The 23,466-nt window shown below is 65.9% G+C and carries 22 protein-coding genes; 11 read left to right on the top strand and 11 right to left on the bottom strand.

Annotation, left to right across the window (positions count from 1 at the left end):
- Positions 1-18 precede the first annotated feature (18 nt).
- From C477_RS13850 to C477_RS13835, 4 genes are all read left to right on the top strand, one after another.
- Positions 19-1,416: a M14 family zinc carboxypeptidase gene (locus C477_RS13850; RefSeq protein ID WP_008895129.1), complete on the top strand. Its 1,398-nt coding sequence runs from the start codon at positions 19-21 to the stop codon at positions 1,414-1,416.
- Positions 1,417-1,615: 199 nt separating this feature from the next.
- On the top strand, positions 1,616-3,343 hold the full coding sequence (locus C477_RS13845; protein WP_008895128.1) for an alkaline phosphatase D family protein: 1,728 nt from the start codon (positions 1,616-1,618) through the stop codon (positions 3,341-3,343).
- Between the two features lie 174 nt (positions 3,344-3,517).
- Entirely contained in the window at positions 3,518-4,525 is a 1,008-nt protein-coding gene (locus C477_RS13840; protein WP_008895127.1) for a TIGR04024 family LLM class F420-dependent oxidoreductase, read from the top strand.
- Between the two features lie 122 nt (positions 4,526-4,647).
- A complete protein-coding gene (locus C477_RS13835) occupies positions 4,648-5,043 on the top strand; it encodes a DUF7344 domain-containing protein (protein WP_008895126.1) in 396 nt (131 codons plus the stop codon).
- Positions 5,044-5,171: 128 nt separating this feature from the next.
- Here C477_RS13835 and C477_RS13830 read toward each other — a convergent pair whose 3' ends face one another.
- Positions 5,172-6,137 carry an NADPH:quinone reductase gene (locus C477_RS13830; RefSeq protein ID WP_008895125.1) on the bottom strand — a complete coding sequence of 322 codons (966 nt, stop codon included), beginning with the start codon at positions 6,135-6,137 and terminating at the stop codon, positions 5,172-5,174.
- Between the two features lie 134 nt (positions 6,138-6,271).
- Between C477_RS13830 and C477_RS13825 the strand changes: the two genes are divergently transcribed.
- Both C477_RS13825 and C477_RS13820 read left to right on the top strand, forming a co-directional pair.
- Entirely contained in the window at positions 6,272-6,835 is a 564-nt protein-coding gene (locus tag C477_RS13825) for a type 1 glutamine amidotransferase domain-containing protein (protein WP_008895124.1), read from the top strand.
- Positions 6,836-6,945: 110 nt separating this feature from the next.
- Positions 6,946-7,347 (top strand): hypothetical protein, encoded by a 402-nt coding sequence (locus C477_RS13820; protein ID WP_008895123.1) that lies wholly within the window; start codon positions 6,946-6,948, stop codon positions 7,345-7,347.
- Between the two features lie 36 nt (positions 7,348-7,383).
- Here C477_RS13820 and C477_RS13815 read toward each other — a convergent pair whose 3' ends face one another.
- Positions 7,384-8,505, bottom strand: coding sequence for a pyridoxal phosphate-dependent aminotransferase (locus tag C477_RS13815; RefSeq protein WP_008895122.1), 1,122 nt, complete (start codon positions 8,503-8,505; stop codon positions 7,384-7,386).
- Between the two features lie 145 nt (positions 8,506-8,650).
- Between C477_RS13815 and C477_RS13810 the strand changes: the two genes are divergently transcribed.
- Positions 8,651-9,310, top strand: a complete 660-nt coding sequence (locus C477_RS13810) for a DUF6517 family protein (protein ID WP_008895121.1) — start codon at positions 8,651-8,653, stop codon at positions 9,308-9,310.
- A gap of 150 nt (positions 9,311-9,460) precedes the next feature.
- On the opposite strand, the gene C477_RS13805 is transcribed toward C477_RS13810, so the two are convergent.
- Both C477_RS13805 and C477_RS13800 read right to left on the bottom strand, forming a co-directional pair.
- Positions 9,461-10,324: a 2-oxoacid:ferredoxin oxidoreductase subunit beta gene (locus C477_RS13805; RefSeq protein WP_008895120.1), complete on the bottom strand. Its 864-nt coding sequence runs from the start codon at positions 10,322-10,324 to the stop codon at positions 9,461-9,463.
- Positions 10,324-12,078 (bottom strand): 2-oxoacid:acceptor oxidoreductase subunit alpha, encoded by a 1,755-nt coding sequence (locus C477_RS13800; protein ID WP_008895119.1) that lies wholly within the window; start codon positions 12,076-12,078, stop codon positions 10,324-10,326. Before C477_RS13800 ends, C477_RS13805 begins: the two co-directional genes overlap by 1 nt.
- A gap of 307 nt (positions 12,079-12,385) precedes the next feature.
- Here C477_RS13800 and C477_RS13795 point away from each other — a divergent pair, with 307 nt between their 5' ends.
- Entirely contained in the window at positions 12,386-13,102 is a 717-nt protein-coding gene (locus C477_RS13795) for a ferredoxin--NADP reductase (RefSeq protein WP_193366266.1), read from the top strand.
- 490 nt (positions 13,103-13,592) lie between these two features.
- Positions 13,593-14,234: an FkbM family methyltransferase gene (locus C477_RS13790; protein ID WP_160168020.1), complete on the top strand. Its 642-nt coding sequence runs from the start codon at positions 13,593-13,595 to the stop codon at positions 14,232-14,234.
- Positions 14,235-14,674: 440 nt separating this feature from the next.
- On the opposite strand, the gene mce is transcribed toward C477_RS13790, so the two are convergent.
- The 5 genes from mce to C477_RS13765 all read right to left on the bottom strand — a co-directional run bounded on the left by mce (position 14,675) and on the right by C477_RS13765 (position 20,758).
- Positions 14,675-15,064 (bottom strand): methylmalonyl-CoA epimerase, encoded by a 390-nt coding sequence (mce, locus tag C477_RS13785; RefSeq protein ID WP_008895116.1) that lies wholly within the window; start codon positions 15,062-15,064, stop codon positions 14,675-14,677.
- A 99-nt stretch (positions 15,065-15,163) separates the two neighbouring features.
- Positions 15,164-15,361, bottom strand: coding sequence for a hypothetical protein (locus tag C477_RS13780; RefSeq protein WP_008895115.1), 198 nt, complete (start codon positions 15,359-15,361; stop codon positions 15,164-15,166).
- Positions 15,362-15,486: 125 nt separating this feature from the next.
- Complete coding sequence (locus tag C477_RS24555; RefSeq protein WP_008895114.1) at positions 15,487-16,491, bottom strand: aldo/keto reductase; 1,005 nt, start codon at positions 16,489-16,491, stop codon at positions 15,487-15,489.
- A 149-nt stretch (positions 16,492-16,640) separates the two neighbouring features.
- The gene (locus tag C477_RS13770; RefSeq protein WP_008895113.1) at positions 16,641-18,899 is read right to left on the bottom strand and encodes a PQQ-dependent sugar dehydrogenase; all 2,259 of its coding nucleotides are present in this window, start codon (positions 18,897-18,899) and stop codon (positions 16,641-16,643) included.
- A gap of 176 nt (positions 18,900-19,075) precedes the next feature.
- Positions 19,076-20,758 (bottom strand): acyl-CoA mutase large subunit family protein, encoded by a 1,683-nt coding sequence (locus C477_RS13765; protein ID WP_008895112.1) that lies wholly within the window; start codon positions 20,756-20,758, stop codon positions 19,076-19,078.
- Between the two features lie 186 nt (positions 20,759-20,944).
- Here C477_RS13765 and C477_RS13760 point away from each other — a divergent pair, with 186 nt between their 5' ends.
- Positions 20,945-21,181 (top strand): hypothetical protein, encoded by a 237-nt coding sequence (locus tag C477_RS13760; RefSeq protein ID WP_008895111.1) that lies wholly within the window; start codon positions 20,945-20,947, stop codon positions 21,179-21,181.
- Positions 21,182-21,234: 53 nt separating this feature from the next.
- Here the strand turns inward: C477_RS13760 and C477_RS13755 are convergent, their stop codons facing one another.
- Positions 21,235-21,861, bottom strand: coding sequence for a GNAT family N-acetyltransferase (locus C477_RS13755; RefSeq protein ID WP_008895110.1), 627 nt, complete (start codon positions 21,859-21,861; stop codon positions 21,235-21,237).
- A 267-nt stretch (positions 21,862-22,128) separates the two neighbouring features.
- Here C477_RS13755 and C477_RS13750 point away from each other — a divergent pair, with 267 nt between their 5' ends.
- Positions 22,129-22,383, top strand: coding sequence for a hypothetical protein (locus C477_RS13750; protein WP_008895109.1), 255 nt, complete (start codon positions 22,129-22,131; stop codon positions 22,381-22,383).
- A gap of 198 nt (positions 22,384-22,581) precedes the next feature.
- On the opposite strand, the gene C477_RS13745 is transcribed toward C477_RS13750, so the two are convergent.
- A partial coding sequence (locus tag C477_RS13745; RefSeq protein ID WP_008895108.1) for a M48 family metallopeptidase occupies positions 22,582-23,466 on the bottom strand: 885 nt, incomplete at its 5' end.

Here is a 23,466-nt window from a genome sequence, read left to right as displayed (position 1 = left end):
CGCATAAATGAACTACATATGACAGGTTCACCGGCGGCGCCGACGCGCACGTTCGAATGGATCGACGGCGCGATTCCCCGCTACGAGTCGTTCTTCACGGTGGACGAACACCGCGAGCGCGACCGGGCGCTCGCGGCCGAGCACGATCACCTCGAGTACGACGAACGGGGCGAGAGCGCGAACGGCGAGACGCTGTGGACGGTCACCGTCGGCGACGGCGACCGGAGCGCGCTCCTGTTCGGCGCGCCCCACCCGAACGAACCGATCGGGTCGATGACGATCGACTTCCTGCTCCACGAACTCGCGACGAACGACGAGTTACGGGCGTCGCTCGATTACCAGTTCGTCTGTATGCCGGTCGCCGATCCTGACGGCGTCCGGCTCAACGAGGGCTGGTTCGACGGGCCGTTTACGCTCTCGAACTACGCGCAGAACTTCTACCGACCGCCGCCGGACGAGCAGGTCGAGGCCACGTTCCCCGTCGAACGCGAGGGTTACTCGTACGACGACCCGATTCCGTCGACGCGCGCGCTGGCCGATCTGATCGAGAGCTATCGACCGGAGTTTATCTACAGTTTCCACAACGCCGCCTTCGGCGGTTGTTACTTCCTCTTCACCGAACCGCACGCCCCGCTCTACGACGCGCTCACGTCACTTCCGGAGGCGTACGGGGTCCCGCTTGATCTGGGCGAACCGGAACGGTTCGATGACGAGGCACTCGACGACGCGGTCTATCGGCTTCCGACCTTCGCCGACCGGTTTGACGCGCGTGAGACCGACGACGACCCCGAACTCGACGCCGAACTCCTCGGCGGCAACGCCTACGACTACGCCAGCCGCTTCACCGACGACGTCGTCGAGTTCGCCGTCGAACTGCCGTACTTCTACGACCCGCGGATCGAGGATCGGAGCGAACTGGATCGCTCCCGCGAGGACGTCATTCGGGAGGGAGTTCGAAACCGGCGGCCGATCCTTGAGGCGATGAAGAGCGCGGTCGACTCCGTCAGCGAGCACCTCCCGGACGGGCCGATGGCGCGTGAGGCGTCGGGCGTCGCCGTCCACTTCGAACACGTCGACGAGTCGAAACTCGAGTGGGCGGAATCGGCCGCGGAGACGGACAGGCCGGCGACCGTCGCCGAGCACGTCGACGAACGCTACCTCAGACAGTATCATCTGCTGACGTACCTCGGCATGTTGTTACGGTCGATCGATCACGCCGCGATGAGCGCCGACGAGGACGCTCGCGAGACGCTCGCTGAGACGAAAGCCGCGCTCGAGGACGTCTTCTTCGAGCGACTCGAGGATATCCGAGCGCAACTCGACTACGAGACGATCCCGATCTGGAAACTCGTCGCGATCCAGGCCCGCGCGGGACTGCTCTGTCTGGACTCCCTGCAGGACCGACCCGAGAGGTGACGTCGAACGCGAATCGATATCGGTGGACGCGGCGGACGTTTCGACGGGACACCCTCGACACCGTTTCCGACGCGAGGATCGCCGCGCGCCGTTCGCTCGAACGTAGCCGTACGTATTTCTCAGAGAGTAACTCACGAATACATCGGTTAAGGTATACGAATTATAATATTACTTCACCGTTTTCGGCGAGTACAACCGTATGCCCGAACGAGACGGCACACGGCGACGGACGGATCGACGCGGCTTTCTCGAGAGTATCGGCACCACCTCGGTCGCTGGCGGGCTCGCGGCGATCCTCGCCCGGCGAAACGTCGTACAGCCGGTCGCTGCGCAGTCGGTCGGCGACCGGAGCGTCTTCGCTGTCGACGGAACGGCTGATCCCGACGCGACGTTTCCGCAGTCCGTGGCCAGCGGCGGGCCGACCCCGAGCGGCGTCATCCTCTGGACGCGGGTCGCCCCCGACGCGGTCGTCTCCGGAGAGCCGGCGGGCGTGCAGGTCGCGACCGACGACGACTTCGAAGACGTGGTCTACGAGGGAACCGTGCCCGCCGACCGACTCTCGAGCGCACACGACTACGCGGTCAAAGTCGACCTCGACGGGGTCCTCGAGTCGAACCGGCACTACTACTACCGGTTCGTCTACGACGGCGTCGCCACGCGCACCGGTCGCTGTCGGACGCTTCCGGCGCCCGACGCACGCCCCGATTCGTTGTCGTTCGCGGTCCTGACCTGTCAGGACTATCAGAACGGATACTACGGAGCCTACCGTCATATCGCGTCCGAAGACGTCGACTTCGTCGTCCACCTCGGCGACTTCATCTACGAGTCCGCCGACGGCTCCTACACCTCGCCGACGACGGGGATCGCGGACGGACGCGACATCGACCTCCCCAGCGGCGCCGATCTGGCGGAGTCGCTGGCCGACTTCCGGACGCTCTACCGGATCTACAAGGGGAACGAATTCCTCCAGAAGGGACTCGAGCGACACACGGTTATCCACGGCTGGGACGACCACGAAATCGGTAACAACCGATACTGGGACGACGATGCGAATACGCCGGTTCTCCCGGACAAGGACGGCGGCGAGCGGCCGGAGACGGCGATGGAGATCACGGCCGACGGCATCCAGGCGTGGGTCGAGTACGTTCCCGCCCGCGTCGAGTTCGATCCGACCGAACCGGAGCTGCAGGATCAGATCCAATTGTGGCGGGACCTCCAGTTCGGCGACCTCGTGGATCTGACCGTCACCGACGAACGTCTCTACCGGGACGGTCCGCCCTGTGGCGACGCTCGGATCACCTGCACGGACGAAGAAGCGCAGGGTCGGACGATGCTCGGTCGCGAGCAGAAACGCTACTTTAAGGACTGGGTCAGCGAGTCCGACGCCGTCTGGACGGTCTGGGCCAACGAAGTGCTGACGATGCCCCTGACCGTCGGCGACGGCTGGTCTCAGATCGAACTGTTCCACGACTCGTGGGACGGCTTCCAGCACGAGCGCTGGGAACTCATGCAACACGTCGCGGACGCCGATCCGCGAAACTTCGTCGTGCTGACCGGCGACCTTCACGCGTCGCTGGCCGGCTACGTCAAAGCGGGCTACGGCGAGATCGAGCCATTCCGGACGTACGACCGCATCGGCGTCGAACTGATGACGCCCGCGATCTCGAGCGTCAACGCTGCCGACGTCGTCGACTTCCCCGCCGAGTGGGACGACGACTCCCTCACAGCGCTGACGAAGGCGGCAAACGAGCACCTCGAGCACGTCGACTGGCACCGCCACGGCTACGCCACCGTCGAGTTCACGCGCGATCACTGCACCTACACCGTCTACGCCGTCGACAAGGACGTGAGCCCCGAAGACGCCGAGCGATCCGTGCTCGCCCGGTATCGCACGCCGGACGGCGAGACGGAACTCTCCGAACTGTAGATCCGAGTCCGACGAGTGGGCTCTCGAGACCGTCCCCGATAGCGATCGCGGGGCGATCTCCGACGGGGCGCTCGCGTGACCGGACTACAACGCTCCAATTTTATGTGAATCCGTGACGCGGTACGGAACGATGCCAGAACGCCGACCGATTTCACCGACAGGGAGGGGAGCAGCGTGAACGCCGAACTGGATCTGCTGGTGCGGCTTAACGACTACGAGCGACCGCAGGACGTCGCCGACCGCGCCGTGCGGGCCGAGGAGTTGGGCTTCGACCGCATCACGGTCGGCGAGACGACCGGCTGGAACATCGTGCCGCCGCTGACGCTAGCCGCCGACCGCACTGAGGAACTGGGCATCTCCAACGACGTCGTCTCGCCGTACGGCCGCTCGCCGGCGCTGCTCGCCCAAACGGCGCTGACGATACACGAGGCCTCGGACGGGCGATTCCGCCTCGGCCTCGGCCCGAGTTCGCCCGCGATCACCGAACGCTGGCACGGCCTCGAGTTCGACCGGCCGCTCCGGCGCACGCGCGAGGCCATCGAGGTGATCCGGTCGGTCTACGACGACGGGAATCCCGCCTACGAGGGCGAAATCTTCGACATCGCCGGACTCAACTACGAGCGCGAGGTGCCCGAGAGCCCACCGCCGATCGACCTCGGGACGCTCGGCCCGAAAGCCACCGAGATGGCCGGCCGCTTCGGCGACGGTTGGGCGCCCCAGCTCTTTACGAAAGCAGGCCTCGAGGATCGCCTCGACGACCTCGAGCGCGGCGCCGAACTCGCGGACAAGAGCCTCGACGACCTGCGCGTGGCCCCCATCGTCCGCGGGATCGCCAGCGAGGACCGAGAGACCGCGCGAGCGAAGGCGCGATCGACGATCGCGTTCATGCTCGGCGCCTACGGCCCCTACTACGGCGATTCGGTCGCCGAGCAAGGGTACGCCGACGTCGTCGCGGACGTTCGGGCCGCCTGGGACGAGCGAGACACGGACGCGATGGCCGCGGCCCTCCCCGACGAGGTACTGGACGACCTCGCCCCCGCAGGGACGCCCGAGGAGGTCCGAGAGTGGGTCGACGAGTACGCGGCCATTGAGGGCGTCGACGCGGTTCGGATCGGCTTCGTCAACGAGATGACCGAGACGGAGAAAGCGACGACGATGGAAGTGGTCACCGATCTCGTCTGATCCGTTCGCTCACGAGAAACTTCACGATACCGACGCCACCGTCGCTATTTCGATCGGTGCCGGCCGTGTGTTTCGATCGCACTCACAGATCGGTTAAATACCGTGCGACGTCTATAGGGGGTATGATTCCGCCCAGCAATTCTCCGTCCGCGAGCTCCGATGTCGACGATTTCAGCGGCGAGGACGTCGATACGGTGATGGGTCTGTTGGCCGATCAGCGGCGACGGACGCTGTTGCGCTCCCTCGAGCGCGCCGACGGCACCGCGACGCTGTCCGAGGTCGCGGAAGCGATCGCGACCGAAGCGCGGGCCCCCGATCCGGGAGCGATTTCGGACCTCGCCGGCGTCTCCTCGCGGGACGTACGGGAGGTTCGAATCTCGCTGCACCACCTTCACGTCCCGAAGTTGGCCGCCGCGGGCGCGATCGACTACGATTCGGAGACGGAGACGCTCACCCTCCGCGAGCGCGGCCGCACGCTGCTGGACCGGCAGGAGGCCGTCTGCGGACCGCTCCGATAACGGATTTCGGCGAGTTTCTCGAGCGAGCAGCGAACTGTTGTGCTGTAGTAGATAGCGAACTGGACAGCGCAGCGGAGGTCGCTATCGCGTCGTCACATAATCGCCTCGAACCCCCGAACGTGGTCGCGTTACGGCTCGAGGACCAACTTTCCGAGGACGCTGTCGTTCATCACGTCGCGCTGAGCCTGGGCGGCCTCCTCGAGGTCGTACGTCCGCGCGAGTTCGATCGACAGCTCGTCGGTCGCCATGAGGTGGGCGACGCCGCGCAGCGGGACGCGCAGGTCCGGCGTGTTGAACATGCTCATGAACTGGTAGCTGACGTCCTTCGAGCGGGCGGCCCCGTCGTTCGAAAAGCCCGGATCGGGGCTGTTCTCGCCGATTCCGACGACGCGACAGCCGGTCGCGGCGACGTCCGCGTCGAACTGGAGGTAGTCGTCCAGTCGGTGGTCTAACACGGCGTCGACGCCCCCGTCGCTGGCCTCGAGAACGGCGTCCGCGAGGTCGTCGCGCCCGTAGTCGAGGACCGTTTCGGCGCCGAGGTCCTCGAGGGTCTCGTGATACTCCTCCGAAGCGGTGGTGATGACCCGGGCGCTGACCGCGTCGGCGATCTGGACCGCGGCGTGACCGACGCCGCCGGAGCCGCCGTGGACCAGACAGTACTCGGCGGGGTCGAGCGCCGCGTGGTCGACCAGCGCGCGCCAGGCGGTGACGGCGGCGACGCCCGCCGCGCCGGCCTCGGACAGGTCCGCGCCGTTCGGCAGGTGAACTACCCTGTCCGTCGGGACGGTCGCGTACTCGGCGTAGGCGCCCTGGAAGCCGCCGTTGCCGATGCCGGTCCCGAAGACGCGGTCGCCCGCCGAGAAGCCGTCGACGCCCGCGCCGGTCTCGGCGACGACGCCGGCGAAGTCGACGCCCGGCGTGAAGGGTACGCCGACCGGCTCGTACGAGCCGTCCCGGAAGTAGGTGTCGACGGGGTTGATCCCCGCGGCGGCCACCTCGAGGAGCAGTTCGTCCTCGCCGGGCTCGGGTCGGTCGATGTCGTCTACCTGCAGTACGTCCGCGTCGCCGTGGTCGTGAAGGCGTACAGCGCGCATCTCGTTGGTATCATGCCCGCAGAGGCGTATAAGGCTACAGTTCCCGGCGGCTCGCGCGGTCGACGAGTGCTCGAATCGTCGCGGCTGCATCAGCAAGTCAAACGCTTGTCCGATCGCCGCCCCTGATCGAACACATGGTAGATATCGACGTCGACGGCAGCGAACTCGAGGGCGTGTCGGTCGCGGTGTTCCTCGCACAGGAGGGCACCGAGGAGGTGGAGTTCGTCGAACCGAAGGACCTCGTCACCGATGCCGGCGCGACGGTCGACGTGGTCGGCAGCGAGACCGGCGAGGGGCAGACGGTGAACAACGACTTGGAGGAGAGCGAGCGCTACGAGATCGAGAAGTCCTTCGACGAGGTCTCCGCGGACGACTACGACGCGGTGATCGTCCCCGGGGGCACCGTCGGCGCGGACACCCTCAGGACCCACGACGAGGGCGTCGACCTGCTCCGCCAGCACGTCGAGGCCGGCAATCCGACGGCCGTCATCTGTCACGGCCCGTGGACGCTCGTCGAGGCGGACGTCGTCGACGGCAAGCAACTAACGTCCTACCACAGCCTCCAGACCGACGTCCGCAACGCCGGCGGCGAGTGGGCCGACGAGGCGGTCGTCGTCGACGACGGCCTGATCACGAGTCGGAACCCGGACGATCTCGAGGCCTTCTGTGAGACGATCCTCGAGGAGTTCGCGCAGTAGGAACGAGACGTCGTTTTGTCACTCGGTTACTCAAAACAACGGTCGGCGATGAAAATGTCGCCCGTTTAACGGCATTAGGCGTGTTACGGAATTGCAGGGTGAAACACCGAATGACCGACCGCATGTTCGACGCGCTCGCGGACGGCTATCGGCGGGAGCTGCTGATCGACCTGCTGGATCACGCGTCACAGCGGGTCTCACAGCCCGCCGGCACCTCGTGGGAGATCGCCGAGTCGAACGACGGGCTGCTTCGCAGGCACCTCTCGAGTTCCCGAGCGGTACCGGACGCCGACGAAGCGCTCCTTCGCGCCCACCACATTCACCTCCCGAAACTGGACGACTACGGGTACGTCGAGTGGGATCGGGACGAGCATCGCGTGACACGGGGCCGCCGATTCGACGAGATCAGACCGGTCATCGAACTCTTGGACGGCCGGCGGGACGAACTCCCCGCGGAGTGCCTCCGAGACCCCGAGGAGGCGCCTCGAGTCGTCGGTCGATCGTCGAAGTGACCGGCCGATCGCCGGCACCGACCCCGTTCTCGGATCCTATCGAACCGCTCGCGTCGCGTCGTCGATGATCTCGAGGGCCTCCTTCAGATCCTCGGTGCCCGTCGCGTACGAGAGTCGGGCGTACCCCTCACCGTGCTCGCCGAAGGCGTCGCCCGGCACCACGACCACGCCGCGGTCCAGCACTTCGTCACACCAGCCCTCGGGCACCTTCGGCATCGCGTAGAAGGCCCCCTCGGGCGTCGGCACCTCGAGGCCGGCGTCCTCGAGGCCGTCGACGACGAGGTCGCGTCGCCGTTCGAACGTCTCGACCATCTCCTCGACCGGCTCCTGTGGGCCCGTAAGCGCCGCCTCGGCGGCGTACTGGGCGGGCGCGGAGGCGCAGGCCTGGCCGTACTGGTGGACGCGCAGCATCCGCTCGATTCGGCGGTTAGAGGCGGCGACCCAGCCCAACCGCCAGCCGGTCATCGAGTAGGTCTTGGAACAGGCGCTGACGACGACCACGTTGTCGGTCTCGGCGAACTCCATCGGCGAGTGGTGTGCGCCCTCGAAGACGATATGTTCGTAGACCTCGTCGGAGAGACAGAGCACGTCGTGTTCGTCGGCGATACGGGCGAACTCTCGCATGTCCGCTTCGCTCTGGACCGCGCCGGTCGGGTTCGCGGGGCTGTTGACGACGAAGACGGCGGTGTCGTCGGTGATGGCCTCCTCGACCGTCGCGGGATCGAGGGTGAGATCCTCGCGCAGCGGCACCGGCTTGGCCGTCCCGTCGGCGATCTCGGTCAGGGCGTCGTAGGAGACGAAGCCGGGATCCGGGAAGATGACCTCCTCGCCCGGATCGACGTGGGCCTGCAGGACGAGGTGCAGCGCCTCGCTGCCGCCCGAGGTCGCGATGACGTCCTCGGGATCGATCTCGAGGTCGTAGTCTCGGTCGTACTTCGCCGAGATCGCCTCCCGGAGGCTGCGCGTGCCCTTGTTCGAGGTGTAGGCGTCCGTGTGGCCCGACTCGATCGCTTCGATCGCCCCGCGGCGAGCGTGGGCGGGCGTCGGGAAGTCCGGCTGTCCCAGCCCGAGGTTGATCGCGTCCTCGCTGGCGGCTTCGAACACTTCGCGGATCCCGCTGATCGACACCTGCTCGACCCGATTGGCGAACTCGGTCATGCCTAAACCGGTGAGGGCGACCCCGATAACGCTTGCTGTGTTTGCCGTCCCACCGAGCAGCGTACCGCCGGTTCCACTAATTTCGCCGCGCTGACAGCCGAGCCGGCCTGCCACAAGGAATATACCGTTGCTGACGAAGGTCAGGATGATGACTACGTTTCGCCGAACGGTTCTCGCGTCCGGCGCGACCGGCGCGCTCGCGCTCGCGGCCGGCTGTCTCGATTTCGCGCTCGGAAACGGCCCACTCGAGGTCGCGGCCGAACGCGCGGCACCGACCGACGACGCGCTCGAGGCGGCCGACTACGAGGAGAACGCGGTCGAACAGGAGACCATCGAGGAGAGCGTCGACGCCGGCGTCGAGCGCGACGTCGAAGCGACGGTCTGGGCCTCGACGTACACGAAGGAGATCGAGTACCGCGGCGTCGAGGGCGAGGGCTGTGCGTTCGCCGCGATTTCGATCCCCGACGTCTCGGTCGCGGGCCGTTCGTTCAATCCGATCGGGGAGTTGAGCAACGAGGAACTGCTCTCGAAGTACCGCGGCAAGTTCGAGCGCGGCGGCGCCTCGATCGAGAACCTCACGCACCGGGAGTCGTTCGGCCTCGAGATCCTCGGCGACGGACGGTCGGTCGACGTGTTCGAGGGGACGACGACGTTCGAGGGCGCCGAAATCGACGTCGACGTCGCGGTGACGTCGTTCGCACACGAGGGCGACCGACTGGTGCTGGTTGGCAGCTATCCCGCCGCGCTCGCCGCGGAGTCGGCGACCATCGAGGAGCTGATGGAGTCCGTCGAACACCCCGTCTGATCGAGCGCCAGCTCGGTGTTCGGGCTCGAGTTCGTCGAGTCCGACGGGAGATCGGTCCTTTTCACCGCTCGTTCCGTACTTGTCACCTTTCACCACGGCGCCGTCGCTACTCCGATAGCGCGCGAAAAAGGGGCGGCAGTTCGTTGGCCGTTAGTAGAACTCGCGGACGAGGTCCATCGCGTCGTCGGGCGCACCGTCGGGGATCTCGGACATGTCCTCGGTGACGCCGTGTTTCTCGTGGTACGGGACGGAGTTCTCGTCCTGGTACATGACGCCCTGATACTCCTTGTCGCTGTCGAGGATGACTTCCTTGGCGGCCTCGTAGTCGTTGGGGTCGTGACCTTCGTCCTGGAGATCGACGAGGTTGTCGCGGAAGTAGTCGTAGGTGTCGACGTCGTTGAACGTGACGCAGGGGCTGAAGACGTTGACGAAGCCAAAGCCGTCGTGTTCGATCGCTTCCTGGATGATCTCCTGGTGGCGCAGGGCGTCGGAGGCGAACGACTGGGCGATGAAGGACGCCCCGGAGGCCAGCGCCAGCGCCAGCGGATTGACTGGCGGCTGCTTGGGGCCTTCGGGGGTCGTCGACGTCTCGAAGTCGGACCGCGAGGTCGGCGAGGCTTGCCCCTTCGTCAGGCCGTAGATGCGGTTGTCCATGACGACGTAGGACATGTCGACGTTCCGGCGGACGGCGTGGACGAAGTGGCCGGCACCGATCGAGTAGCCGTCACCGTCCCCGCCGGCGACCATCACTTCGATGTCCGGGCGGGCCATCTTGACGCCGGTCCCGACCGGGAGCGCACGGCCGTGGACCCCGTGGAGGGCGTAGCTGTGCATGTACGTCCCGATCTTGCCGGAACAGCCGATCCCGGCGACCACGAACGTGTTGTCGGGGTCGTTGCCGGTTTCGGCGAGGGCTTTCATCATGCCGTTCATCGTCCCGAAGTCGCCGCATCCGGGACACCAGGTCGGCTGCTTGTCGGATTTGAAGTCGGTGAATCGTACGTCTGAGCTCATTATGCAGGCACCTCCGCGGAGAGTTGCTCGGTGATCTGTTCGGCGAGTTCGTCCGCCTTGAAGCGGACGCCGGTGTACTTGTTGATGCGCTTGACGCGGGTAAGTACGTCGTGTTCGATCAGGTCGGCGAACTGGCCGGTCGCGTTACACTCGACGACGATCACGTCGTCGGCGGCCTCGATCTCCTCCGAGAGGTCGGGCCGCGGGAAGATGTAGGGCACCGAGATCACGCGGACGTCGATCCCGTCCTCCTTGAGGTAGTCGAGCGCTTCGACGAGCGCGCCCTCGTTCGAGCCCCACGAGATGATGAGGTTGTCGGCGTCTTCGTCGCCGAACTCGCGGTAGTCCCAGTTCTCTTCTTCCTGTGCGGTCTCGACCTTCCGGTAGCGCTTGTCGACCTGTTGGACGCGTTCGTCCTGATCCTCGGTTCGGCGACCGAGCTCGTCGTGCTCGAGGCCGGTGGACATGTGAGCGCCGTCGACCGTGCCGGGGATCGCGCGCGGGCTGACGCCGTCGTCGGTGACGGCGTGGGCGCGGAAGTGACCCTGCGCGTCGAGCCACTCGTCGACCTCGTCGTCGTCGACGAGCTTGCCGCGGTCGATCTCGACGTCGTCCATGTCGAAGGCTTCCGGCGGGAACGTCTGCTCGGTGACGGACATCGCCAGGTCCGAGACCAGGAACACCGGCGTCTGGTACTTCTCGGCGAGGTTGAACGCCTCGACGGTCTTCCAGAAGCACTCGGTAATCGACGTCGGCGTGATGACGAACCGCGGCACCTCGCCGTGGCCGCCGTACAGCGCCATGTTGAGGTCGCCCTGTTCCTGCTTCGTCGGCATCCCCGTCGAGGGACCCGACCGCTGGACGTCGGCGATGACCAGCGGCGTCTCGCTGGTCGCGACCAGACCGAACGTCTCGGTCATCAGGTCGATCCCGGCGCCGGACGTCGCGGTCATGGCTCGAGCGCCCGCCCGGGCGCCGCCGAGCGCCATGTTGATCGCCGACAGCTCGTCTTCGGCCTGAACGACGTGGCCGCCGTAGTCCTCGATCCGGCCCGTCAGGTACTCCATGATCGAGGTCGCGGGCGTGATCGGGTAGCCGGCGTAGAACCGGCAGCCGGCGGCGATCGCACCCATGCCGATGGCCTCGTTGCCGTTGAGCAGGACGTAGTCGTTGTCCGTGGTCTCGACGCTGTAGCCGAGATGCTCGAGGTCGTAGTTCTCCGCGACGTACTCCTGTCCGAGGCGCGCGGCCTCCTTGTTGTTCTCGACGATCTGGGAGCCCTTGCCGCCGAAGCGCTTCTCGAGGGCTTCGTCTAAGTACTCGACGTCGAAGCCGGTGATCTCACACGCGGCGCCGAGCGCGACGATGTTGCGCATGATCGCGCCGCCGGCGTCCTCGGCCAGCGACTTCAGCGGGACGTCGACCGCCGTCATCTCGTCGGGGATCTCGGCCTCCCAGGAGCGCTCACCGTCGTAAATAATGGCGCTCCCGTCGTGGAGTTCGTCGAGATTCTCGTCGATCGTTCGCTGCGTGAGCGCGACCAAGATATCCAGGCGATCGACGACGCTCTGGACCTCCTCGACGGAGGTTCGAATCTTGTAGGCCGTGTAGCCGCCGCGGATACGCGACGCGAAGTCTTTCGACGTGAATACGTGCCGTCCGGCTCGGGCGAGTGCCTGAGCGAAGATCTTACCCGTGGAGTCGATACCGTCCCCGGCCTCGCCTCCAACCGCCCAGTTGAGGTCCTCAGCCATGTTATGCCGACCCTTGCCCCCAGTAAATGAAAAGGCTTCTGAAAGCACAGCCGGACCTCCGCAACAGTCGCCGTTATGACCGGGGCTAAGCGACGGATTTCATTACTCAGTATCGAATTAATACGAGAATCGGAATACGAGCCCGACTCCGGAAATCGACGGACAGCGACGCTGTACCCGAACTATAATGATGTGTTTCTCAGTATCTGACGCCGATCGAGCCGGTGCTTTTCGAGGACCGCTACCGACGGCCCGTCGGGGAACGGAACGCCTTTTCGACCGGCCGTTAAACGTGGTCGACATGCCAATCGAGGGGACGCCAGTCACCGTCGAATCGATCCGCGAAGTAGGCCCCGACACCGTCGCGCTCGAACTCGAGACGCCCGAGGAGTTCGACGCCCGCCCCGGCCAGTTCGTTCTGCTCCGGGCCGTGCCCCGTGACGTCGACGGAGACGAGACGGTCGACGACGACGAGGTCGTCATGCGCCACTACACGCTCTCGTCCTCGTCGGTCGGCGAGACCTTCGAGATCACGGTCGGGATCGACCCCGAGGGCGATCTCTCGCCGTGGCTGGCCGACCTCGAGGGCGGCGAGACCGTCCACGTCGAGGGCCCGTACGGGACGATCACCTACGAGGGCGACGAGGACGTCGTCGTCGTCGCGGGCGGCCCGGGCGTCGGCCCCGCGGTCGCCATCGCCGAGGCGGCCCACGAGTCGGGCCACGACGCGGTCGTCATCTATCGGGCCGACGCGCCCGCGCACATGGATCGGCTCGAGGCGCTCGAGGACGCGGGCGCGGACGTCCTCGTCGACGAGAGCGGGCAGTCGGAGACGGACCGAACGGGAGGCGGTGAAATCGACGAAGACGGCGCGGGCGGTGAACTCGAGGACGCGATCGCGACGCACGTCGACGACGGTCAGGTGTACGCCTTCGGCTTCGCGGACTTCGTCACGGCGGTCGCGGACGCGATCGACGCAGCCGGCGGCGATTCGGACGAGGCATTGATCGAGAACTTCGGGTAGTCCGTCCTGGACGAGACGGAACCGTCGGTATCGAATCACGGACTGTCTGTCGTAGACGCAGTTGCGGTACTGATTCTTCGTGAACCGCCTCGGGGTCAAGCCCCGAGGCACTTGGCCTGCTCCGCCTGTAGAGTGGGTTGATGAAAGGGATTCGGTCGGCGCTGTTGCTGTGTCGTCGTTGCATTATCCGTGACTGAGAAGCGTGATGGTGGCAATGAGTAGACGAACTGTACGGGCGGTAGCGGGCCAGTCGAACGGATTAAATAGGACTCTCTTCGAAATACATGATTATTTTTGGTAATAATTATTCAAGGAAAGAGTTATCACGATATAATTTCATACGTGACATTAAATGATTCGCCGTGCAGCAGAAGTATACCGAACGGAAGGATTGAACCGACTCCTCGTGAAGTCGGTCAGGGCGATCCGGAGATATACGTCGCTGGCGTACTGGCGCGGCCGCGGCTCACGGACGTTCGAGATCGAGGGTGTGACCGCGACGTTTACGACGGAGGGGCATGCAGCCCGCTCCCTGCAGATTTTCGACGAGGGCGAGCGCGAGATGGTGCGAGACATGGTCTCGAACGTCGACGATGACGACGTCTTCTGGGACATCGGTGGCCATCTCGGCTTTCACTCGTGTCTCGTCGGCCAGTGTACGGACCGGGTCGAAACGTTCGAGCCGACCTCGGTCGCCGCGGATCGTGCTCGGAAACACGCCGCGACGAACGACGTGGACGCAGCGGTCCACGAGTACGCGCTCTGGGACGCGAACGAGACGCTCACGTTGGAACCCGACAGCGTCGCCACCGGCGGCGAGGGTCCGGTCACGGTCCCCGCCCGCAAGGGCGACGATCTCGTGGACGACGAGCTTCCGCAGCCGAACGTCGTCAAAATCGACGTCGAAGGAGCCGAGCCGCGCGTCGTCGACGGCATGCGAGAGACGCTGGCCGATGATCAGTGTCGACTGGTGTACTGTGAAGTGCACCGGCCGGCGGAGACGCGCCCGTCGGTGGAGGACCACGGTGCCACCGTCGAGGAGTTCCTCGACTCTCTGCGGGACCTCGGGTTTACCGTCGAGACGATCATGGACCGCGGACTCGATCTTCACGTCAAAGCGCACGCCGTCTGATGGATCGAGGACGCCTGCCGGCGAGGTCGGCAGGATGCCAGTTCTCGGCGTCGACCGATACCCGTTTTCGCTCAGAACGTTCGTGAACCAGCACCGATAGCCGATGCGGAACAGGAACCAGAATCCGCGATCAGAACGCTTTCGAAGGAGGACGAGTCGTCCATTGGCGAAACACCGACCGAATCTGAGAGTCGGTCCCAAGGTCGGATCAAAAACGACAGTCACTCCACGAGTCAGATGACCGGATGCAATCCCGTCGAGAGTTCCTGACGGAGGATTAGTCAAGATTTCATTCATCGACCCCTCAGGTACGCAAAAACCGGATCGATGACCTCGGCGATCCCACACCGAGGACGGAGCGCGAGCTATCCGAGGACGGAGCGCGAGCTATCCGAGGACGGACCGAAGGAACGAATCCCGCTCGACGAGCGGTGACCGTCTCAGTGCTCGACGAACTCGATCAACACTCCGCCCGTATCGCCCGGATGGAGGAAAGCGACCGTGTGCCCCCACGCGCCGGCTCGGGGCTCCTCATCGACCAGCCGCACGTCGTGCTCTCGCACTCGCCCGAGCGCCCCCTCGATATCGTCCGTCGCGAGCGCCAGGTGGTGAATCCCCGCGCCGTGCTCGTCGAGATACTGGGCGATCGTTCCGCCCTCGAGCGGCTCGAGCAACTCGAAATACCCGTCGCCCACGTCGAGAAAGAGGATTCGCATCCCGTCGAACTCCTCCTCGTGAACCGTCTCGAGTCCGAACAGTGTTTCGTAGCGGTCTGCGAGTTCCCCCGCGTCCTCGGTCGCGATTCCAGCGTGATCGAACTGACAGTGCATGGGCCCCCGTTCGAGGCGAGTTATCAAATATCGACGGGGTCGGCAGGCGCGCCCACCGAGACGAAAATCGACGAGGACGGAGTCGACCACCCCTCGAACTCAGTCGTCGAGTTGCGGCGTCGCTCGGCCGCTGGAGCCGGGACTGGCCGATCGTTCCGCACGACCACCGAGGGTCTCGAAGTCGAAGTTATCGAACTCCTCGGGGGAGATCCCTTCGGCCGCGTAGACGTAGAGGGCGGTCTTCGCGACGCCCCAGACGAGGGTGCCCACGATCGCGTACCCGAGTCCGGGATCCATTACCCGATCCGAGGGAGGTCGGTCATAAGAGGGGTTCGATCGATTGCTCACGCGGTCCGGTGCAGTACCGGGGTTTCGATCCGTGAGGACGGGGTGAAAACGCGGACCCGAATGCGAAGCGACGATCAGTGCAGCCCGAGTTTCGCGGCCAGTCGGTTCCAGACGCCGTCGCCGACCTCGGTCACGGCCGCCATCTCGTTCGCGGAGAGTTCGAAGTCGAAGATGTCGGCGTTCGCTTCGATGTGCTCGCGGCTCGAGGCCTTCGGGATCGCCGCCACGCCGGGCTGTTGGACGAGCCAGCGCAGCGCGACCTGCGACGCCGACTTGTCGTAGGGCTCGCCGATCTCGGCGAGTCGGTCGTCACCCGGGACGGTCCCCTCCGCGAGCGGGCTGTACGCAGTCAGGCAAACGTCGCGATCGACGCAGTACTCGAGCAGGTCGTCTTGGTGGTGATACGGGTGGTACTTCACTTGGTTCGCGACGATCGGCGTCTCGGACAGTTCGCGGGCCGACTCGAGTTGCTCGACGGAGAAGTTGCTGACGCCGACGTGATCGACGGCGCCCTCGTCCTGCAGGTCGTTCATCGCGGTCAGCGTCTCCTCGAGGGGCGCGCGGTCGCTCGGCGCGTGAAGCAAGAGCAGATCGACCGTCTCGAGTCCGAGTCGCTCGAGGCTCTCGCGGGTCGATTCGAGGACGTCGTCGCGCGCGGCGTTGTCGGGGTGGACCTTGGTGACGACGAAGACGTCCTCCCGGCTCACGTGTCGCCTCTCGCTCGCGGTTTCACCGCTCGCGTTCCCGGGATCCTCGCGTTGCTCGGAGCCCGTAGCTCCCGCTCGCTTCTCCGCGGACTCACCGCGTTCGTCCTCACGGCTCGCGACTTCGTCGCTCGCTCCGTCCGAGGTCTCGCTGCGCTCGACCTCGCGACCGACGCCGCTGGCGGCGAGGGCCTCGCCGACGGCGCGCTCGTTGTCGTACATCTGGGCGGTGTCGACGTGTCGGTAGCCGACCTCGAGGGCGGTCTCGACGGCCCGCCGGCACTCGTCGCCGGTCATCCTGGCGGTGCCGAATCCGAGCGCCGGAATCTCGGCGTTCCCTGCGGTGACGGTCGCTGTCGAGACGGTTTCGCGCATGGCTCCAGTTTTCACGTCGGGAGCCATCAACCCCGGGCCGGCGAAGGGAGTCGCGACCGCCGCTGGTTCGAGGACGGGCCCGGCGGGTGGCTCGAGTCGACTCGAGCGGGACCGAACCGTCGAACCGAAGCGACGCGGCGACGACGGGCTCAGCTACCGTCGCTGGTCACGTTCGTACTGGACGCGTTATCGGTCGCGTTTTCACCGGACGTGACGTTCTCGTCCGCGACGCTCTCGTTGTCCGAGACGTTCCCGTCCTCGGCGATCGGCTCGTCCTGCGTGTCCTCGGTCGCGTTCCCGTTGGCCTCCTGGTCTCCGGATTCGACCGCTCCGTCCTCCGCGGGCGGTTCCAGCGACTCGCCTTCCCCCGGCGGGACGATCTCGAAGACCGTGCCCGTGTCGCCCTCGGGCACGCCCACCTGATTGGCGAGCACGTACACGTTGCCGTCGAGGTCCTGCCCGAACTGCCGGACGAAGTACGGGAACGAGCCGTCTTCGGAGCCGGCGAGCTGGAGTTCCTCCATGTTCCAGAGTTCGTCTCGCGGGACGACCTGCTCTTGGCCGCCACCGCCGACGTCCGCCGCGCCGGCGTCGGGCGTCTCGTTGGTCGCGTTCGTCTCGTTCTCGAAACCTCCCTCTTCGATCCCGCCCTCGCCGGGCGTCACGTTCCCCGAATCCTCCTGGTCGTCGGGACTCGTCCCTTCGGTCTGGTTGCCGCCGCCGTTGCCGGTCATCCCTCCGGCCCCGTCACTCGGCTCCGAAGCGGCGAGGATTCGCCCCTGCGGGGACTGTCGCGCCGGGTCGGCCGTCCAGTCGCCGAAGACGTACTTCCCGTCGAGATCGGCGATATCGCCGGCCTCGTAGACGTGGCCGCCAATGATCGTGATGCCGACCACTTGCTCCTGGTAGACGTGGGGATACTCGACGATCGGGTCCTGCAGTTCCTGTCCGTCGTACGGCGCTTCGTCGGGCGCCGAGTCGGGGCAGTCCTCGGGCGGCTGGCTGGGACTGTCCGTGCTGAAGCAGTGGGTCCCCTCCTTGACGTTCCAGCCGTAGTTGCCGCCCGCCTCGACGAGGTTCGCTTCCTCGAAGAGGTCCTGACCGGCGTCGGAGACGAACAGCCGTCCGTCGCTGTCGAAGGAGATCCCGAACGGGTTCCGGAAGCCCCACGCGTAGTGTTCGTCGAGCCCCTCGTCGGAATCGACGAGCGGGTTATCCTCCGGAATGGCGTAGGGTCGATCCTCGCCCTCCTGATCGACGTCGAGTCGGAGAACACTTCCGAGGAGATTATCGCTAACGTCCTGCCCGTTGCCGCCGTCGTTTCCGTCGTACCAGTCGTCGACGTGGCCCAGCATGTCGTCGTTGGCGCCGCCGCCGTCGCCCATCGGGACGTAGAGGTAGCCGTCGGGGCCGAACGCCATCGGGCCGGCGACGTGGTTGTACTGCGGGGACTGGATCTCGAGGATGCGACGCTCGGAGTCCGGATCGGCGCTCGAGCCGTCGTCCGTGACCGTAAACTCGGACAACACCGCGACGTGGCTCCAGCGATCCGGAGTCTCCTCGTTCGGCGGTGCGCTGTACCGGACGAAGAATCGTCCGTTCTCGGCGAAGTCGGGGTGGAACTCGACCCCGAGCAGTCCGCGTTCGTCGTAGTCTTGGGTCCCTTCGGCGTACTCGCCCCGGAAGGTTCCGAGTTCGAGCATCCGGTCACTGACGTCGAGGAACGGCTCGTCCTGCAGGCCGTCTCCCGTGACGACCCACAGTTCGCCGGTCTGGTCGGCGACGAAGTATCGCTCTTGCTCCTCGTCGGCGACCGCCATATCCGTCGGGGCGGTCATCCCTTCCGCGAGCGTTCGCACGCCGATCTCCGCGCCGGGATCGAAGAATGCTGCGGCCTCCTCGTCAGTCGCTTCGTCCTGCTCCGCCCCGCCTGCACCGCCGCCGCCGATCTCGATATCCCCGCGCATCGTCGCCGAATGGGGCTCGCAGTAGTACTCCGCCATCTCCTCGGTCGCCTCGAACTCGAGCGTTTGGGTCTCGCCCTGCTCCATCATGAGTTCCGTCCGCTCGAGTTCGTCGCCCTCGCCGCTCTCGATGACGAAGTTGTGGGGCTGCCCGTCGAGGTTCTCCCACGTGAGTTCGTAGGTGGTCCCCGCCTCAAGTTCCAGCGTCGGGTTCGTCTCGCCCGCGATGTCCTCGGGCGCGACGCCCTCCCAGCCGCTGGTCTGGCCGCCCAGTTCGATCGTCTCCGCCCCCTGAGCGGCCGCGATATCGCCCAGCGCGACGACGCCGCCGGCGGCGGCCGCGGCCTGCAACAGGCGACGACGGGAGGTCTCAGCGCTATCAGCCGGCGGTTCGGATACCGAAGTCGGATGTTCGTCGAGTCGCTCGTCGGATCGCTCGCTCATGGGTAACTCACGGCATCGCTGTCGGCCGATATTTGGATAAACAGAGCCGACCGTTCCCCCGAGTTCCCCGCTCAACGGAGTGTTGTCTCCGAATCGCCCGACGGCAGCGGCTGTAAACGAGTGTTACTCGAGACACATCGGTAGCGTTACTCGAATCAACTCGCGGGTTCAGTTCGTCAAACCGCGCCGCCGGGCTGATACTCGCCGAACTCGTCGCGCATGACGTTACAGATCTCGCCGACCGTCGCGTACACCTTCACGGCCTCGATGATGTAGGGCATGAGATTCGCGTCGCCCTGTGCGGCCTCGCGCAGCGCCTCGAGTTTCGCGTCGACGGCCTCGTCGTCACGCTCGGCGCGGACCGTCTCGAGGCCGTCGATCTGGCGCTGCTGGTCTTCCTGGGTGACTTCCTCGACGTCCATCTGGGGGTCCTCGTCGACCTCGAACTCGTTGACGCCGACGATGATCCGCTCTTTCTCCTCGATCTCCTTCTGGCGGTCGAACGCGGTGTCTTGGATCTGGCGCTGGACCCACTGCTGCTCGACGGCCTCAAGCATCCCGCCGCGCTCCTCGACCTCCTCTAAGATCTCGTAGGCGTCCTCCTCGACCTCGTCGGTCAGCGACTCGACGTAGTAGCTGCCCGCCAGCGGGTCGATGGTGTCGGCGGCGCCGGACTCGTGGGCGAGGATCTGCTGGGTGCGCAGGGCGGTCCGAACCGATTCCTCGGTCGGCAGCGCGAGCGCCTCGTCCTTGCCGTTAGTGTGGAGGCTCTGGGTGCCGCCGAGCACCGCGGCCAGCGCCTGGTAGGCGACGCGGACGACGTTGTTCTCGATCTGCTGGGCGGTCAGCATCGAGCCCGCGGTCTGGGTGTGGAACTTCAGCTGCTTGGACTTGGGATCGTCCGGATCGAACCGCTCCTCGACGATGTCGTGCCACATCCGCCTCGCGGCGCGGAACTTGGCGACCTCCTCGAAGATGTTGTTGTGGCCGTTGAAGAAGAACGAGAGCTGCGGGGCGAAGTCGTCGACGTCGAGGCCGGCCTCGATGGCCGTCTCCACGTACTCGATGCCGTTGCCCAGCGTGAAAGCCAACTCCTGTGCGGCCGTCGAACCCGCCTCGCGGATGTGGTAGCCCGAGATCGAGATCGTGTTGAACTTCGGCGTCTCCGAGGCGCAAAAGTCGAAGATGTCCGTAATGATCCGCATCGACGGCTCGGGCGGGTAGATGTAGGTGTTGCGCGCGATGTACTCCTTCAAGAGGTCGTTCTGGATCGTCCCCCGGAGCTCCGAGCGGTCGACGCCCTGCTGGTCGCCGACCGCGATGTACATCGCCAGCAGCACCGACGCGGGCGCGTTGATCGTCATCGACGTCGAGACCTCGTCTAACGGGATGCCGTCGAAGACGGTCTCCATGTCCGCGAGCGAGTCGATGGCGACGCCGGCCTTGCCGACCTCGCCGGCGGCCATCGGGTCGTCGGAGTCGTAGCCCATCTGGGTCGGCAGGTCGAAGGCCATCGAGAGCCCCGTCTGCCCCTCGTCGAGCAGGTAGTGGTAGCGCTCGTTGGTGTCTTCGGGCGTCGAGAAGCCGGCGTACTGGCGCATCGTCCACAGCCGCCCCCGATAGCCCGTCGAGTAGACCCCGCGCGTGTACGGCGGCTCGCCGGGGTTCCCCAGATCCTCCTGGTAGTCGAGGTCGCCGACGTCGTCGGGCGTGTAGAGTCGGTCGACCTCCTGGCCCCCGGTATCGGTGGTGAACGTGTCCTTGCGCTCGCCGAAGCGCTCGAGGACGGGCGCGACCTCCTCCTCGTGCCACTCCGCCTTGCTGGCACGGATCTCCTCGAGATCGTCCTGGTCGAACATTATCGTTACTGATTGACGGGCTGGGGCTTGAAGGTTCATGAAGGCGGCCAGTATCGTCTCGAGTCGCGACGGTTCGCCAGCGGAATCGTCTCGAGCGGTGCCGCCGTCGCCTCGTACACCTCCGATTTCGTGACCGTCTCTCGGCGCGGCACGACCGCTTTTCAGCGATGCCGTGGTAGGGCCGGTATGGAACCGCCGGTACCGACCGACGACGACCGAAACCGCCGTCGGGCGGCGCTGTACGTCGCCCCGTTTCTCGCGATCGGGGTGGCGAACCTCGTCCTGTTACTCGGCTGGGGGCTGGATCCGCTGTGGGGGTTCGCAATCTTGCCGCCGATCCTCGCCGTCTCCGCGATCGCGTGGGTCGCGTTCGCCCACGGGTTCGACAGGCAGCCACAGCAGGTGCACGATCGGCGTAACTGAGCCGTCGTTCGATCCTCATCGGGACCGAGTGCGACCGGGACGTTTCCGACGCGTTACCGACCCGTATCGTACTTGTACGTCGCCGACTCGGTGTCGATCCCGAAGTCTTCGGCCGATTCGTCGTTCGACACGTCCTCGCGGCCCTCGGGAGCGCGTTTGAACGCCTCGCGGAGGCGATCGGGCATCCGGAACCGATCGACGTCGATCGTGAGCGGCACGGCGTCCGGATCGACGCCGTCGCGCTTGTCCTCGAGTCGATTCCGGAGCACCGCCGGCAGTTCCGACTCCTCGACGCGCTCGAAGCCGAACTGGGCGAGGTAGGCACCCTCGCCGGTCAGCGCGTAGACGGTGTCGAACCCCTCGTCGCCGGCGTACTCGACGAGTCGCTCGACGACGTGGGCGCCGACGCCCTGTTCGCGCCAGCCCTCGAGCACGCCGATGCTGGTCAGTTCGCAGACGTTGTTCGCGCGCCCGCCGGCGCGATCGGAGTCGGCGTCAGCCGACGTAGTGTCGTCGGTTTTGTGGATCCGGATCCGTCCGAAACCGGCCTTTTCGCCCGATGCTTCGTCCACCGCGACGACGTAGTCGCGCGAGCGGAACGCCGTCTCGTCGAGCCCCATTGCCTCGATGTGATCGAGCAACCAGACCTCTTCCCTGTTTTTCGCGTCCCGCACGTACATGATTCGAGGTACGACCCGTGCAGCCAAAAGTATTTGCGGGTTCGCGGACGCTCGATTCAGCCTCCCGTAGCGCGAACGGTACCGTTCGTCGCATCGGTCGAACCCGTCCCCTTCCGCACGCAGATTGAAAATCAGTCTATTTTATCTATATATGGACTACTAATGTCCTATAGTAGGTCGGTAAGGGCGCCAGACTGGCTAAGAACACTCGAATATATCAATATGTGGGAAACACTTATACTCTAGTGTGGTGATGTTTGGCACACAATGGTCGAATGCGAACGCTGCGGTGACGAGGTATCCCGTCTCTTCGAGCACCGAACCCGAACGGAGACCATGACCCATCGGCGGACCGAGCGCGTCTGTGCGAGCTGTCACCCGACGCTGCCGGCCGAACTCGAGCGCGAGCGCGCGGTCACCGACGGCGGCACGCGAGTGAGTTCCTGTCCGACCTGTTCGGGAACGACGATCGACGACGGCGGCGTTCTCAGGTGCGTCGAGTGTGGCTGGACCGGCGTGTGAACGGCCGTCACGTTCGATCCTGTCGCGTCCCGTTCTCGAGTCGTCGCGCTGTCCTCTCCCGTTCGACGATAGCCACTACTCACACCGAAACGCGTTCTCGGATGGCTCGAGACGATCGCCGCTACCGTTCGTCGGTTCTACGTCACCAACAACCCTGCTACGATATCGTTCTCGCTAGTCCGGACCGTCTCGAGGCGCTCACTGAACCCGTTTCGACCGGCCGTTCGCCGAGCCGGTCCGCGCCCGTTCGACCAACCGTTCGACCCGCTCGCTCGTGTCGGGGTGCGTCGAGAAGAGTCGCGTCCAGTCGTCGTCCTCGGTGTGGACGTACAGCGGCGAGAGCAGCCCCCGGCGCGGATCGGCCACGCGCTGGATCTTCCGGAGCGCGCGGGCGAGCGCGAGCGGGTTCCCGGTGACCGCGGCCGCACGGTCGTCGGCGGCGTACTCCCGCCGGCGCGAGTGGGCGCGGACGGCGAGGGTCACCAGCAGGAACGCCAGCTGGACGCCGCGCTCGAGGCGCCGGAGGAGGCGACCGAAGATCGTGCGCGGCCACGCGCCGGGGCGGCCGCGCATCCACGCGATCGCTCGCGCGGCGCCGACGATCGCCAGCAGGAGCGGCGAGCACAGCAGAAAGAGGAGTCCGGCGACCGTCTGGAACACGCTCAGCGCCAGCGTCTGGACGAACGCGTCGTACCCCTCGAGGTGGGCGAGCTCGTGGGCGAGCAGCCCCTCGAGTTCGTCGACGGTCAGGAACCGAAGCAGCGACCGGTCGAGGACGATCGCGCCGCTGCGCGCCGAGCCGATGGCGAACGCGTTGGGCGCCGGGAGCTGAGCGACGTAGATCGTCGGCGCGCCGACGCCCATCCGTTCCTCGAGGCGGTCGAGACGGTAGTAGAGCTTCGGGGCCCGCGACCGCGGGAGTTCGACGGCCTCGAGCCGCGAGAGGACCGCCGACGTGCCGAACCGGTAGCTCAGGTAGCCGACCAGCAGTCCGGTACCGACGACGACGAGCGCGGTCGTCACGGGGTCGGGGGCCGCCCGCCAGAGGGCGGCGAGCGTCAGGTAGCCGATCCCGGCGACCCC

This window comes from Haloterrigena salina JCM 13891 (assembly GCF_000337495.1).
Classification (GTDB): Archaea; Halobacteriota; Halobacteria; order Halobacteriales; family Natrialbaceae; genus Haloterrigena; species Haloterrigena salina.
The sequence above is the reverse complement of the archived record's forward strand: the minus strand, read 5'-3'. Positions and strand labels throughout refer to the sequence as shown.

Bases quoted from the DNA above. Each gene is read 5' to 3' on its own strand.
- C477_RS13765 (WP_008895112.1), bottom strand. From the start codon at position 20,758: ATGTTCGACCAGGACGATCTCGAGGAGATCCGTGCCAGCAAGGCGGAG.
- C477_RS13755 (WP_008895110.1), bottom strand. From the start codon at position 21,861: ATGTACGTGCGGGACGCGAAAAACAGGGAAGAGGTCTGGTTGCTCGAT.
- C477_RS13805 (WP_008895120.1), bottom strand. From the start codon at position 10,324: ATGAGCTCAGACGTACGATTCACCGACTTCAAATCCGACAAGCAGCCG.
- C477_RS13825 (WP_008895124.1), top strand. From the start codon at position 6,272: ATGGTAGATATCGACGTCGACGGCAGCGAACTCGAGGGCGTGTCGGTC.
- C477_RS13810 (WP_008895121.1), top strand. From the start codon at position 8,651: ATGATGACTACGTTTCGCCGAACGGTTCTCGCGTCCGGCGCGACCGGC.
- C477_RS24555 (WP_008895114.1), bottom strand. From the start codon at position 16,491: ATGCGCGAAACCGTCTCGACAGCGACCGTCACCGCAGGGAACGCCGAG.
- mce (WP_008895116.1), bottom strand. From the start codon at position 15,064: ATGCACTGTCAGTTCGATCACGCTGGAATCGCGACCGAGGACGCGGGG.
- C477_RS13820 (WP_008895123.1), top strand. From the start codon at position 6,946: ATGACCGACCGCATGTTCGACGCGCTCGCGGACGGCTATCGGCGGGAG.
- C477_RS13830 (WP_008895125.1), bottom strand. From the start codon at position 6,137: ATGCGCGCTGTACGCCTTCACGACCACGGCGACGCGGACGTACTGCAG.
- C477_RS13850 (WP_008895129.1), top strand. From the start codon at position 19: ATGACAGGTTCACCGGCGGCGCCGACGCGCACGTTCGAATGGATCGAC.
- C477_RS13845 (WP_008895128.1), top strand. From the start codon at position 1,616: ATGCCCGAACGAGACGGCACACGGCGACGGACGGATCGACGCGGCTTT.
- C477_RS13780 (WP_008895115.1), bottom strand. From the start codon at position 15,361: ATGGATCCCGGACTCGGGTACGCGATCGTGGGCACCCTCGTCTGGGGC.
- C477_RS13835 (WP_008895126.1), top strand. From the start codon at position 4,648: ATGATTCCGCCCAGCAATTCTCCGTCCGCGAGCTCCGATGTCGACGAT.
- C477_RS13750 (WP_008895109.1), top strand. From the start codon at position 22,129: ATGGTCGAATGCGAACGCTGCGGTGACGAGGTATCCCGTCTCTTCGAG.
- C477_RS13760 (WP_008895111.1), top strand. From the start codon at position 20,945: ATGGAACCGCCGGTACCGACCGACGACGACCGAAACCGCCGTCGGGCG.
- C477_RS13815 (WP_008895122.1), bottom strand. From the start codon at position 8,505: ATGACCGAGTTCGCCAATCGGGTCGAGCAGGTGTCGATCAGCGGGATC.
- C477_RS13800 (WP_008895119.1), bottom strand. From the start codon at position 12,078: ATGGCTGAGGACCTCAACTGGGCGGTTGGAGGCGAGGCCGGGGACGGT.
- C477_RS13770 (WP_008895113.1), bottom strand. From the start codon at position 18,899: ATGAGCGAGCGATCCGACGAGCGACTCGACGAACATCCGACTTCGGTA.